This window comes from Bacillus cereus group sp. BfR-BA-01408, from assembly GCF_022663305.1.
GTDB classification, from domain to species: domain Bacteria; phylum Bacillota; class Bacilli; order Bacillales; family Bacillaceae_G; genus Bacillus_A; species Bacillus_A pacificus.
Genome location: NZ_JAKUFF010000001.1, coordinates 99,492 through 111,948 on the forward strand (window position 1 = coordinate 99,492; position 12,457 = coordinate 111,948).

The following is a 12,457-nucleotide window of genomic DNA, read 5'->3' on the forward strand; positions in this document are numbered from 1 at the left end:
ATTTGCCGATAAAGATTCCACTGGTGAGGGCTAATTAAAGTTTCACTTTATGATAGAGCAGAGTGTATCTTAACTTATTATGTTTTAAATTTTGCTGACCAAGGCAATACTGAGCCATAGTGAATGTAAAGTTGGAGGGCGAGCGTATATGTTTGATGAGGATGGGATTGTTTTAATTATGGAACCAGCTGATGAAAGAAACTTGAGGAGATTTATTTTTTCAGTGCCAAAGTCAGTGTATGAAAAGAAGGGGCTTACATTACACTATGGAACAGCTATAGGACAAGGGTATATGGATATAATTGAAGATATTATAAGTGTACATATAGAAATAGATGTTGTAACGATAATAGGGCATGTAAGAGGGTAAATAGCTATTTGAAAAAGGTTATAAACAATTTAGCTAGAAGTTATGTATAGAGAAAATTACAGACAATTATAAGGACGAAGGGGGTCTAAAATGAAAATAAAATCAATTGTATTAGTATTCATAGTTTCAATTGGTTTAATGGGATGTTCAATAGTGGAAGAAGGAAAGAACTCCATAGATTATGCTCAAAAGGCGACAGACTATGTAAATGAAATAAGTGCATTTGCAAATGATGCACCAGCATTAGCAGAAAAGGCCGTTAATGATAGCGAGGCTCGAAAAGAATTAGAAACGAAGCTTAGTGAAATTAAACAAGATATACCCGCATTCAATGAATTAACGCCACCTGATGTAGCAAAGGATCTTCATCAACAAATCGTCGGATATAACGAAAAGTTAAATACGTTAATTGATACGGCGAAGACAAAGATAGAAGAAGGCAAAGTGGATGTAGAGCAATTTAAAAACTCTGAGCTTATGCAGACGGTAGATCAAGTTCGAGATTTGAAAGATAAAGTGCAAAATTTAGGTCAATAGTAAAAAGCTCCGTTTGTGATAAACGGAGCTTTTTGTATAAGTGATTACTTAATAAAATACACCACAACACCCATTAAAATGATAGTATTCCCAATTACTTTTCTTTTCGTTACTTTTTCACCTAAAAAATACCAACCGAAAATTAATATGATGATATAACTTAATGATTCTAATGCAGAGACTTGATTTATTGTCAGTCCCTTTAAGGCGATAATATTGAATCCTGCGTTAAGTACAAATAAAGAGTAACCGATGATTACATATGGATTTACATATTCTTTTAATTTAGAATCATATTGCTGTAAAGTAGCCTTTTTTAATAAAATTTGTGAGTAATTGGCCAATACGATTCCAAAGATCAATAACAACATATAACTATTCATCTTTTGTCACCACCACAATTCCGACGATAATAATAGCCGCACCAAGTAAATGATTCCACTGTATCGTATCTCCAAATAGAACTACTGACCAAAGCATTGACCACAGTATAATAATTCCGCGATGTGAATATGCTTTCGATATTTCGAAATGCTTAATTACTTGTTGCCATAAAATTGCATATCCGAATAAAAGTACAACTAGTCCGAAATAAGCAATAAAAAATGAGATGGAAGCAATGGGAAACTTAGCTGCCCATTTCATGTAAACCACAATGATAGAATATATCAAAAAAGCTACATGTAAAAATACGTAATTTTTAATAGTTGGTTTCATTTATTCACTCTCTTTTACATATAAATATATATTTATATCTATCTTTTCCTAATAATAGATATTAGAACGTATTTTGTTTAATCTTTCACATTCCAAATTATATAGTATCATGGCTTTTATTGTAAAACAATAGAAGCTATGCATTCATTTTTTCCAAGGTTCTACAACATGTATCGTTTTATTTGTTGCATCCAACTTTACTTGAATACCGATAGGCATGGTAATCATGGGATGTGTATGACAACAATCGAAGTCAGCTAGAAAAGGAATTCTTTGATTTTGAAGTACTTCTAATAGTATTTCAAAAGGTTTTCGATTTGTACCACAATCATCAAATTGCTCATGTTTTCCAAGAATGATACCTGAAATTTTATCGAATACACCGTTAATTTTAAGTAATGAAAAGCTTCTTTCAATAGTAGCTGCATCTTTTGAACTGTCCTCAATGAAGAGAATGTCGCCTTCTTGAATATGTGGCATATAGGGGCTACCCAAAATTCCTTGTATCGTGTTTAAATTCCCGCCAATAATACGCCCAGTAGCTTTTCCATCAATTACTGAAATCCAATCGTTTGGTCGAAGTTCTTTCTCCTTCGTCTTTTCTTCCCAATTAATAAATTCATCTGACCAAAATAATGGTTGTTTTATATGATAAGGAAGAGAATGATCATGTAGTAAAGTTTCAGCAAAATATTTGTATGTGCAATCAACAAAAGGTTCAAATTCGCCAAAGGAAGGGACGAGAGCTGGTCCATAAAATGTAGGGATTCCTGTTTTGGCGTAAATTGCTAGTAATAAAGCAGTTGCATCTGAATACCCAATCATTATTTTAGGGTTCTTTAGAAAAGCATCATAATCAATATAAGGTAATATTGAATTTGAATTCATCCCACCAATTGTTGACATAATACAAGAAATATTAGGATTTCTTATTAAGACATTTAGCTCCTCAGCACGCTCTTGTATACTACCAGAACGATAAAAATCATATCGACCTGTTAGTGAACCTTCTAATATATGAAATCCTTTCTGTTGTAAGTAAGATTTCGCTCGTTCAAATCTTTTTGGAGAAGTGTAGGTTACTGGAGAAGAAGGTGAGTAAATCCCAATTGTGTCTCCGTATTTTAATGATTTTGGAAGTGGCATTTGTATGAATCCCTTCTATTAATAGTTTTATTCATAAGGATTTATCATTGAATATTCTTATATTTCAGTATTGTTATTGTAACATACATGCATTGAAATAATAATTACTGTAGATGAATAAATATGCTTTTTACCTTGACGATATAAAGGGAAAGTTGTTATGGTTAAATGTGAGTGTATAAAAGGTTTGTTAAAGGAGTTTTGAAATGAAGCGGTTAAAATGGGGAAGGCTGACAGTCCTATTAGTCATTGTTTTAGGGATATGTTGGTTCTTATTCCAAGGAACTCAAAAGAGTGCAACAAGTATAGAGGGACAACCTTTACAAGTGGCAGAACTACCTAAAACAGGATTAGTTGAAAAAGTAGTCCCACCAAAGTACATACCACCGGAAATTGATGCAAAAGCAGCTATGATTATTGATGCGAGTAATGGAGATATTATTTATCAACATAATGAAAATGAGGCTTTTGCGCCAGCAAGTATGTCTAAGATGATGACAGCATATCTTCTATTAGAAAATGTACATAATGGGAAAGTTCGCTGGGAAGATCCGGTGAAAATGAGTGCGAAAGCGGCACAAACAGAGGGAGCGAGAATCCCAGTACAAGTTAATGACACATTAACTGTTAAAGATTTATATCATGCATTAATGATTGAGTCAGCTAATAATTCAGCTGTGGCTTTAGCAGAACATATGGCAAAATCGGAGAAAGATTTCGTTCAGCTTATGAATGCAAAAGCGAAACAGTTAAAAATGTCGGAACATGCTAAATTTGCAAATGCTTCTGGATTACAAGAGCCCGATGGAAGTGAAACAAAAATGACGGCTGGTGATGTAGCAAACTTGGCGTATCATCTTATAAAAGATTACCCAGAAATATTAGAAGTGACTCACTTACGTCAAAGTCAGTTAGCATTTAATAATATTAATGTTATAAGTACAAATGATATGTTAAACAAAAATAATAAAGCTTTATATATAGAAGGAATAGACGGATTAAAAACAGGATTTACAGATAGCGCAGGGTATTGTTTTACGGGTACAGCAAAACAAGGTGATACTCGTATTATTACAGTTGTTATGGGAACAAAAGGTAAAACAAAGCGTTTTACAGAGACGAATAAGCTAATGTCTTATGCATTTGGGTTAGTTAATTAAGTGAAATACTGAGTTGGATCATCATATAAGAAAGGCAATTTGTTGTTACGTATTATCGGTAACAACAAATTGCCTTTTATTTTTTAGCACTAATAAAGTAAAAAGGTAAAAAATGTGAGTGTTATTATTTGAGTTTATTATTGTTTGTTTATATTATAAAGTTAGAAACTTATTAATGATAAGTTTTGAGGGGCATATGATGTGTACATAGGAAAAAGCCTCAAATGAAAATTGGAGGGAATTATGATGGCAAAAGATTTTTACTCAGCAATTGAAGACAGAAGATCTATTTACGCAATTAGTAAAGAACAAGTAGTTTCTGATGAAAAAATTCAAGAAGTGATTTATCATGCTGTAAAACATACACCTTCAGCTTTTAACTCTCAGAGTGCTCGTGTTGTCGTCTTGCTTGGAGAACAACACGATAAGTTATGGGATATTACGAAAGAAACGTTACGAAAAATTGTACCTGAAAATAACTTCGCTTCTACGGAAGAAAAAATGAATGCATTTAAAAGTGGTTATGGAACAGTTCTATACTTCGAAGATAGTGAAGTGGTGGAACAACTGCAAGAAAAATTTGCATTATACAAAGAGAACTTTCCAATTTGGTCTCAGCAATCCTCTGGAATGTTACAATTTGCAATTTGGACAGCTTTGGAAATTGAAGGGTTTGGTGCTACATTGCAACATTACAATCCATTAATTGATGAAGAAGTGAGAAAAGAATGGGGAGTTCCAGAAAATTGGAAGCTTATTGCGCAAATGCCGTTTGGTAAACCAGTTGTACCTGCAGGTGAAAAAGAATACCAGCCTTTAGAAAACCGTGTGAAAATTTATAAATAATGTAGGAACGAGTGGGGGAATTGTTTATCCCCCACTAATTATTATTTGAACCAATCGGGGTTTTGCTACTTATAAAAAGGTGAACAGGGATACAACCTGTTCACCTTTTTATAAGTAGTAAGGATTTTTTTGATAGGAATTTTTCATCTGATTTTTTAATTCGTTTTTACGTGTTTCAATAGTTGATATTTTTTGTAAGGTAATAATTGAAACGAATTGAAAAAAAGCATAGTACAGTTCTATATTTTTATTTATAGGATCATCTATTATGTTTTTCATAAATATACCTCCCTTTTGATTCCACTATTTGCAAGCAATAAAACGCTCATCTTAAAATTCAATTGCTTTCCGTGTAGGGTAAATAAAATGTGTATAGATTAAAACGCTACTATATATGATAATATAAATACCCTATAAATTCCATAGACAGTTAAAAATGCGTAGCGGAATGTGTATTTTCGTCAAATTAGAACAAAATTTTTGAAGTTAAATCTTACAAATCGTCAAATCTTTTAAAAGCGATAGATAGTATCAAAAATAGTTTTCTAAAAATATTATACTATTGATAAAAAAAGTGTTTTTTGTCATGATAAGAGTATACTTCATAGGAGGAACTATACTAGGAAATACATTCTTTGCATTGTGTTAGATGAATAGAAATTTTTTAAGTGGATAGAAAATATATACTAAGATAATGAATGATATGTCGAATTTTCAATAAAATACATAAGAAATATAAAAAAAGCATTGCAAAAAGAGTAAGTTTAATGGTAAAGTTCACATGAAGTTCACACGGATTTCACTTCGCTCGTTTAAAATGAACTCTGTGTGAAAAATAAAACTCTTGTTAAAAAATGGAACTTAATGAATATTTTACTTTGATAATATTGTAAAGTATTAAGTTTATAAGTTTTTTTAAAGAGGATAGTAGGGAAAGGAAGTAAAGACAACTTATGAAAAAAGTAATTGCAGGTTTAGCAGCAGCTTCAGTAGCAGGTGTTGCAGTTCCAGGTATGGATTCTGCTCATGCACAAGTTTCAAACGAAGCGCTAAAAGAAATTAATGGACAAACTCAAACACAAACGACTGTAACTGAAACAAAAACTGTAGAAACAAAATCTGACTTAAAATACACAGTAACTGCTGATGTATTAAATGTTCGTTCAGGTGCTGGTACAGGACATAGCGTTATTTCTAAAGTAAAACAAGGTCAAGTACTACAAGTAATTGGACAAGAAAACGGTTGGTTCAAAGTAACTGTAAACGGTCAAACTGGTTATGTAAGTGGTGACTTCGTAACGACTGGTGGTAAAACAGGAACTACTGCTCAACAAGGAACTGGTACTTACACAGTAAACGTTTCTTCACTTAACGTACGTACAGGCCCAAGTACATCTCATACAGTATTAGGCTCTGTAAATAAAGGTAAAACAGTACAAGTTGTTGGTGAAGTACAAGATTGGTTTAAAATCAACTTCAATGGTGGAACTGGATACGTAAGCAAAGACTTCGTAACAAAAGGTGGTTCTGCTGTATCTAACCAAACACAACAACCAACTACAAACAACAATACTACTACAGTTCAAACTGGTGGTTCTTATGTTGTTAACACTGGTGCTTTAAAAGTACGTACAGGCCCAGCTACATACAACGCTGTAATCGGTGGTGTAACAAACGGTACAGTATTAAACGTTACTGGCGCTGAAAATGGTTGGTACAAAATTAACCATAACGGCCGCACAGGTTACGTAAGTGCAGACTTCGTTAAGTTTGTAAAAGGCGGAGTAAACAACGTTACAAATAACAATAACGTTACAAATAACGTTCAACAACCAGGTAAAGACGTACAAAAACCAACAACTGGTGGAGATACATCTTCAATCGCTGGATTCGCTAGATCATTAAATGGTTCACCATACAGAACAGCTGGTACAACACCTGCTGGTTTTGATTGCAGTGGATTCATTCACTACGTATTAAATCAAACTGGTCATAAAGGCGCTCGTCAAACAGTTGCTGGATACTGGAGCTCTAAAACAAAAACTAGCAATCCACAACCAGGTGATTTAGTATACTTCCAAAACACTTATAAATCAGGTCCTTCTCACATGGGTGTTTACTTAGGAAACGGTCAGTTCATTAGTGCAGAAACTGATGCAACTGGTGTACGTATTAGTTCTGTAAGTAACTCTTACTGGAGCAAGCACCTATTAGGTTACACAAAAGCATACTAAGAAAAAGTAGATTATATACTTTTCGTATAGAGAAAAGGCTTTCCAGGGAAACTTGGGAAGCCTTTTTATAGTTTAATAAATTGGAAGGTAATAGTTTTTACTGTAACTTCCCGTTTAAAAATCGAGCGTATAGATCATGAAAGTAGTTGGGGCGGAATAAGTTTGCTGCATGTCCTGCTAACGGTATTTCTTTATATAAAACGTTAGGAAGAATGGACTTTAAATCAAAAAGACAAGATTTATAGAGATGATCATGTTCGCCCATTACCCATAGAATAGGGTGGGGAAGTGATTTTAATTTAGATTTTAAATCGAATTCTAACCGGTGACGTAATGATTGAGCAATAATTGATGAATGTAATTGCAATCCGAACCGATAATAAATATTTCTTGAAATGACTGCGAACGGATTTGCCTTTAGTATGCCACTTGGAAAAATGGTATTTGCGTATTGAGAGAGCCATTTAGAGTAATCGTCTCCTCGCTTCTCCCAAAACTTTTGAAATACGTTATATAAAAGGGACGGGTTATTATAATGTCCACCAATATGACAAATGCTCAAAACTTTTTCTGGATGCATTTGTGCAAAAATGGTAGAGATATAACAGCCGTAGCTTAAAGCGCAAATGTGAGCCTTTTGAATGCCTTCTTTTTCGTATAAATTCAATAATTGATCAACGAGACGCTGTAATGAAAATTCGATAGCTTCTCCTTTATCATCGCCGTGACCTAATAAGTCATAAGTAATAATGTTGTAAGAGGCGGAAAATCGTTTATGCTCTTTTTTGAAAGCACGACGATTGCCGACTAAACCATGAATAAAAATAATTGTTTCCTTTTTAGAATGTATATTTGTTTGCAAAAAGGATACTCCTTTCAATAACTGGAGATTTATATAGTATTGTAAATTGGTTATCTATCATTCACATAGAACAATATTAAGTACCAGGTAATAATATCAGATGTTTATATCTGTTGTAAAGATGAGTTTTTATGTATATTTTGTAAAAACAGAAAAAGTGTGTTTACATTCAGTTTACATTTGTATTGTATTCTATTTTTAGAAAGAACAGTTTTGTTTAACACGAGGAGATGACAGAAATGGAAGTTAGAAATGAAATAAAGAAAAAAGGGAGTTGGAGGCAGTTTTTACGCCTTATTCAAGATACAAATCCTTCGAAAGGGATTCTTGTTTTTGCGTTATTCATGAGTTTGCTTTCTACGGGAGCGAGTTTATTTATTCCGATGTTAACAAAAGGATTAGTAGATAATTTTTCACTTTCGTCAATTAGTACAGGACAAATTGTTGGGCTAGTTGCATTCTTTATTATGCAAACTATAGCTGCAGGATTATCTATATATTTACTAAATTATATCGGGCAGAAGATTGTAGCCGGACTGAGAGAACGTTTGTGGAAAAAGGTACTTATATTGCCAGTATCTTATTATGATCAAAATAGAACAGGCGATACAATTAGCCGAATGACAAATGATACAGGTGTTGTGAAGACATTAATTTCTGAGCATTTGTCAAATTTATTAACAGGCGGTATTTCAATTGTCGGATCATTAATCGTATTATTTGTTTTAGATTGGAAAATGACACTTTTACTTTTAACGGTTATTCCATTATCAGTACTGATCTTAGTTCCACTAGGACGAAAAATGTATAAGATTTCAAAAGCACTTCAAGATGAAACAGCTTCTTTTACAAGTGTGCTAACGCAAGTATTATCAGAAATTCGTTTAGTGAAATCTTCGAACACAGAAAAAAGAGAATATGAAACTGGAAATAAAGGTATCGAGAAGTTATTGCAATTTGGTTTGAAAGAGGGAAAAGTGCAAGCGTTAATTTCACCAGTTATGTCGTTTGTTTTAATGGCATTGCTTGTTATTATCGTAGGATATGGCGGGATGCGAGTTTCTAGCGGTGCATTAACAACTGGGGAATTAGTAGCGTTTATTTTATATTTAGTTCAAATTATAATGCCGATGAGTCAATTATCTATGTTCTTTACACAATTCCAAAAGGCAATTGGTGCAACGGAAAGAATTAATACTATTTTAGAATATGAAGTAGAAGACCATGAAACTGGTGTGAAAGTCACAAATGCTAAGCAACCAATTGTTCTTGAAAATGTATATTTCGAGTATAACGAAGAAGAGCAAGTGTTAAAGAATATTGATTTCACAATTGAATCAGGAAAAGTAACAGCGATCGTAGGGCCAAGTGGTAGCGGGAAAACGACATTATTTTCACTATTAGAACGTTTTTATGAGCCAACTAGCGGTGCTATTAAATTAGGGAAAGATGCAATTACGAGCTATTCATTACAATCATGGCGACGTCAAATTGGTTACGTTTCACAAGATAGTCCGTTAATTGATGGAACGATTCGGGATAACATTTGTTACGGCGTTGAGGGAGAAGTGACAGATGAAGAAATTGAAAAAGTAGCGGCGATGGCATACGTTGATGCATTTATTCATGATTTGCCAAATGGATATGCAACAGAAGTTGGAGAACGTGGTGTGAAACTTTCTGGAGGACAAAGACAGCGAATTGCCATTGCCCGAGCGTTACTTCGAAATCCACAAATTCTTATGTTAGATGAAGCAACTTCTAGTTTAGATAGTAAATCAGAGTCTGTCGTTCAAAAGGCATTAAATAACTTAATGAAAGGCAGAACAACGTTAGTTATTGCACATAGACTTTCTACTGTAGTAGATGCAGATAAAATTATTTTTATAGAAAAAGGGAATCTTACAGGAAGCGGTACACATGATGAATTGTTACGCACACATGACATGTATCGTGAATTTGCAACGCAACAATTGAAAATTAAAGAGGGCGTATTATAAAATGAATCATCAGTGGGGCTTATACTCCGCTGATGATTCATTTTTACAAGTTATATAAAAGATGCTACGTAGAAAGGAGAGGTTTTCTTTGCTACCAAAAATTTTAATAGTAGATGACGATCCACATATTAGAGAACTTGTTTCTGTATTTTTAGAGCGGGAAGGATTTCAAACATATGAAGCAATTGATGGTCTAGATGCACTTCAAAAAATAAATGAAGTGAAAGTTGATATGGTTATTCTTGATATCATGATGCCGAATATGGATGGATTTGATGTATGTTTTGAATTAAGAAAATACTATGATATCCCTATTTTGATGCTAACTGCTAAAGGAGAAACATCTCAAAAAGTAAAAGGGTTTCATCTTGGTACGGATGATTATCTTGTAAAACCATTTGATCCGATAGAACTAGTAGTGAGGGTAAAGGCGTTATTGAAACGTTATCAAATTACTGTGTCGCAATCAATTCAAGTTGGAAATGTACTGTTAAACCGTAAAACATTTGAAGTTATAACCGGAGAACAAACGGTTACGTTACCACTAAAAGAATTCGAATTGCTCTTTACTTTAGGTTCTAAAGCGGGAAGGACTTGTTCGAGAGAGCAATTAATTGAAGATGTATGGGGATATGATTTTGAAGGGAATGAGCGTACACTAGACGTTCATATAAATCGGTTACGTGAGAAGTTCCAAGAAGAGAAGTCGAAATTTAGTATTAAAACGATAAGAGGCTTAGGATATCGCTTAGAGGTAAGTAAATGAGAAGAAGAGAGCGAATGAATAAGGTGAAGATATTGAAAATAATTGGAGCGGTACTAGCTCTCTTTTCTTTTCTCACAATAATTTGGTCTATAGCCTTTTATGTATCATCAAGTGTAATAAATGCTCTTGAAATACAAGTATCACCTTTTGTTACTTTTTTAATTAGTGATATGGTCGGCTTTGTATTTATTGTTCTTATTTGGGTGTTGATTGGGGTATTAATGAGACCGAAGCGAGAGGCGATGATTTGGACTATTATTGAACCGATACAAAAAATTGCAAAAGGGGACTTCTCCGTAAAAATACGAAATGAAGAGAAATATGATGGAGAAATTGGTGTGCTCGTAAAAAGTATAAATGATATGACAGATGAACTAAATGCGATGGAGAAAATGCGCCAGGAATTTGTATCGAATGTTTCTCATGAAATACAGTCACCATTAACTTCTATAAAAGGATTTGCTAGAGCGCTACAAGATAACAATCTTTCCGAGGAAAAGAGAGAGCATTACCTTACCATTATTGAAACGGAAACGACGAGATTATCTAAACTAAGTCAAAATTTACTGAAGCTTACCCTTTTAGAGTCGGAAGAATATACACCAGAAAGAGCGACTTATCGATTAGATCAACAGTTAAAGCAAATTGTGTTAAATAGTGAACCGCTCTGGGCTGAAAAAGAAATTGAATTGGAACTTAATTTAGAGAAAGTGCACATTACTGCTGACCAAGAAAGTATGAGTCAAGTTTGGATAAATTTAATTCATAATAGTATTAAATTTACGCCAAATGGTGGCACGATTACAATTCAGTTAAAAGAATATGAGAAAGTAGTGGAAGTACGTATTCGCGATTCAGGAATTGGTATATCAAAAGAACAGAAGCAACATATTTTTGAGCGCTTTTATAAAGCGGATTCTTCACGAAATCGTGCTTATGGAGGAAGTGGCTTAGGTTTGGCTATCGTAAAAAAAGTACTCGACCTTCATCAAGGAGAAATAAAAGTCGAGAGTGAGGAAGGGAAGGGTACGGAATTTATTGTATGTATTCCTAAGTATAAAGAGAAATAGTGTTAGGGGCATATCTTCTAACACTATTTTTCTTTATACATACATTTACCATTGCTGCAGCTATACTGATAAGCTTTTCCTTCACTATTCATACGGTATGAGTAATCAGATTCTTTATCTTTTTTAAAGTCAACGTATGCTTCTGCACCGTTTTTATCATCATCAATATCAACGAATTGAACATGGCGTATAGAATAATCTTTCTTTTTACTTAAACCTCTTTCTTGCAAGTTTTTATGAATACCGTCTACTAACTCGTCAAACAATGACCAGTTTAAATTAAGATTTTCAAATGACTCAGTATGTCTTCCTAAAATGCCGTTGTCTTGTATTATTTTATTATTATCGTATGTATAAGAGTATGTAAAATAAGGTTCGTCTTTATATACGACTTCCGCATAATAGCCGATATTATAAAGAGGAGTATATTTTCCGGTTATGCTTTGTATTTCTTTTTGCTTATATCCTTTTATAGTATGGAGATATTCGTTAGTATCTTTTTTTATTACTTTATAATGTAGTGGATTACCAAATATAAAGTACATAGCCAAAAATATGATGCATAGTCCGACTGCAGTTAGTGGCAAGAACCATTTTTTTCTTGTCATACACATATACTCTCCTATGTAGAATTTATTTTTATTTTACATGAATTATGGCAAATCCATAAGAATTATAAATAAAAAATTTCTATAGTTACCTACAAGTAACCTACGCACATGAAAGTGCATCATTGCCTTTTTACATAA

Annotated in this window: 14 protein-coding genes; 8 read left to right on the top strand and 6 right to left on the bottom strand. The window is 33.4% G+C overall.

From position 1 onward, the window contains the following. Positions 1 to 148: 148 nt before the first annotated feature. Positions 149 to 370, top strand: coding sequence for a hypothetical protein (locus tag MR083_RS00455; RefSeq protein WP_000459099.1), 222 nt, complete (start codon positions 149 to 151; stop codon positions 368 to 370). Positions 371 to 460: 90 nt separating this feature from the next. Further along, the gene (locus tag MR083_RS00460; RefSeq protein ID WP_000695229.1) at positions 461 to 907 is read left to right on the top strand and encodes a DUF6376 family protein; all 447 of its coding nucleotides are present in this window, start codon (positions 461 to 463) and stop codon (positions 905 to 907) included. Positions 908 to 951: 44 nt separating this feature from the next. On the opposite strand, the gene MR083_RS00465 is transcribed toward MR083_RS00460, so the two are convergent. The 3 genes from MR083_RS00465 to MR083_RS00475 all read right to left on the bottom strand — a co-directional run bounded on the left by MR083_RS00465 (position 952) and on the right by MR083_RS00475 (position 2,770). After that, positions 952 to 1,290, bottom strand: coding sequence for an EamA family transporter (locus tag MR083_RS00465; protein WP_001089876.1), 339 nt, complete (start codon positions 1,288 to 1,290; stop codon positions 952 to 954). Then, positions 1,283 to 1,624, bottom strand: coding sequence for an EamA family transporter (locus MR083_RS00470; protein ID WP_000805132.1), 342 nt, complete (start codon positions 1,622 to 1,624; stop codon positions 1,283 to 1,285). Before MR083_RS00470 ends, MR083_RS00465 begins: the two co-directional genes overlap by 8 nt. A 144-nt stretch (positions 1,625 to 1,768) precedes the next feature. Beyond that, entirely contained in the window at positions 1,769 to 2,770 is a 1,002-nt protein-coding gene (locus MR083_RS00475) for a S66 family peptidase (protein WP_001130815.1), read from the bottom strand. A 206-nt stretch (positions 2,771 to 2,976) separates the two neighbouring features. On the opposite strand from MR083_RS00475, the gene MR083_RS00480 reads away from it, so the two are divergent. Both MR083_RS00480 and MR083_RS00485 read left to right on the top strand, forming a co-directional pair. Next, a complete protein-coding gene (locus MR083_RS00480; RefSeq protein ID WP_000825886.1) occupies positions 2,977 to 3,930 on the top strand; it encodes a D-alanyl-D-alanine carboxypeptidase family protein in 954 nt (317 codons plus the stop codon). 243 nt (positions 3,931 to 4,173) lie between these two features. Next, positions 4,174 to 4,776: a nitroreductase family protein gene (locus MR083_RS00485; RefSeq protein WP_172801680.1), complete on the top strand. Its 603-nt coding sequence runs from the start codon at positions 4,174 to 4,176 to the stop codon at positions 4,774 to 4,776. A 108-nt stretch (positions 4,777 to 4,884) separates the two neighbouring features. Here the strand turns inward: MR083_RS00485 and MR083_RS00490 are convergent, their stop codons facing one another. Further along, positions 4,885 to 5,055, bottom strand: a complete 171-nt coding sequence (locus MR083_RS00490) for a hypothetical protein (RefSeq protein WP_011040231.1) — start codon at positions 5,053 to 5,055, stop codon at positions 4,885 to 4,887. 674 nt (positions 5,056 to 5,729) lie between these two features. Here MR083_RS00490 and entFM point away from each other — a divergent pair. Next, entirely contained in the window at positions 5,730 to 7,010 is a 1,281-nt protein-coding gene (gene entFM / locus MR083_RS00495; protein WP_000755518.1) for an enterotoxin EntFM, read from the top strand. A gap of 97 nt (positions 7,011 to 7,107) precedes the next feature. Here entFM and MR083_RS00500 read toward each other — a convergent pair whose 3' ends face one another. Beyond that, positions 7,108 to 7,872 carry an alpha/beta fold hydrolase gene (locus tag MR083_RS00500; protein ID WP_001194311.1) on the bottom strand — a complete coding sequence of 255 codons (765 nt, stop codon included), beginning with the start codon at positions 7,870 to 7,872 and terminating at the stop codon, positions 7,108 to 7,110. Between the two features lie 239 nt (positions 7,873 to 8,111). Here MR083_RS00500 and MR083_RS00505 point away from each other — a divergent pair, with 239 nt between their 5' ends. The 3 genes from MR083_RS00505 to hitS all read left to right on the top strand — a co-directional run bounded on the left by MR083_RS00505 (position 8,112) and on the right by hitS (position 11,708). Continuing rightward, the gene (locus MR083_RS00505) at positions 8,112 to 9,872 is read left to right on the top strand and encodes an ABC transporter ATP-binding protein (protein ID WP_000453871.1); all 1,761 of its coding nucleotides are present in this window, start codon (positions 8,112 to 8,114) and stop codon (positions 9,870 to 9,872) included. Between the two features lie 88 nt (positions 9,873 to 9,960). Then, positions 9,961 to 10,638 carry an envelope stress response regulator transcription factor HitR gene (hitR, locus tag MR083_RS00510; protein WP_000937028.1) on the top strand — a complete coding sequence of 226 codons (678 nt, stop codon included), beginning with the start codon at positions 9,961 to 9,963 and terminating at the stop codon, positions 10,636 to 10,638. Further along, positions 10,635 to 11,708 carry an envelope stress sensor histidine kinase HitS gene (gene hitS, locus MR083_RS00515; RefSeq protein ID WP_001254314.1) on the top strand — a complete coding sequence of 358 codons (1,074 nt, stop codon included), beginning with the start codon at positions 10,635 to 10,637 and terminating at the stop codon, positions 11,706 to 11,708. The genes hitR and hitS overlap by 4 nt, the downstream gene beginning before the upstream one ends. A 23-nt stretch (positions 11,709 to 11,731) precedes the next feature. On the opposite strand, the gene MR083_RS00520 is transcribed toward hitS, so the two are convergent. Next, positions 11,732 to 12,316 (bottom strand): DUF3139 domain-containing protein, encoded by a 585-nt coding sequence (locus MR083_RS00520; RefSeq protein WP_242268238.1) that lies wholly within the window; start codon positions 12,314 to 12,316, stop codon positions 11,732 to 11,734. Positions 12,317 to 12,457 lie beyond the last annotated feature (141 nt).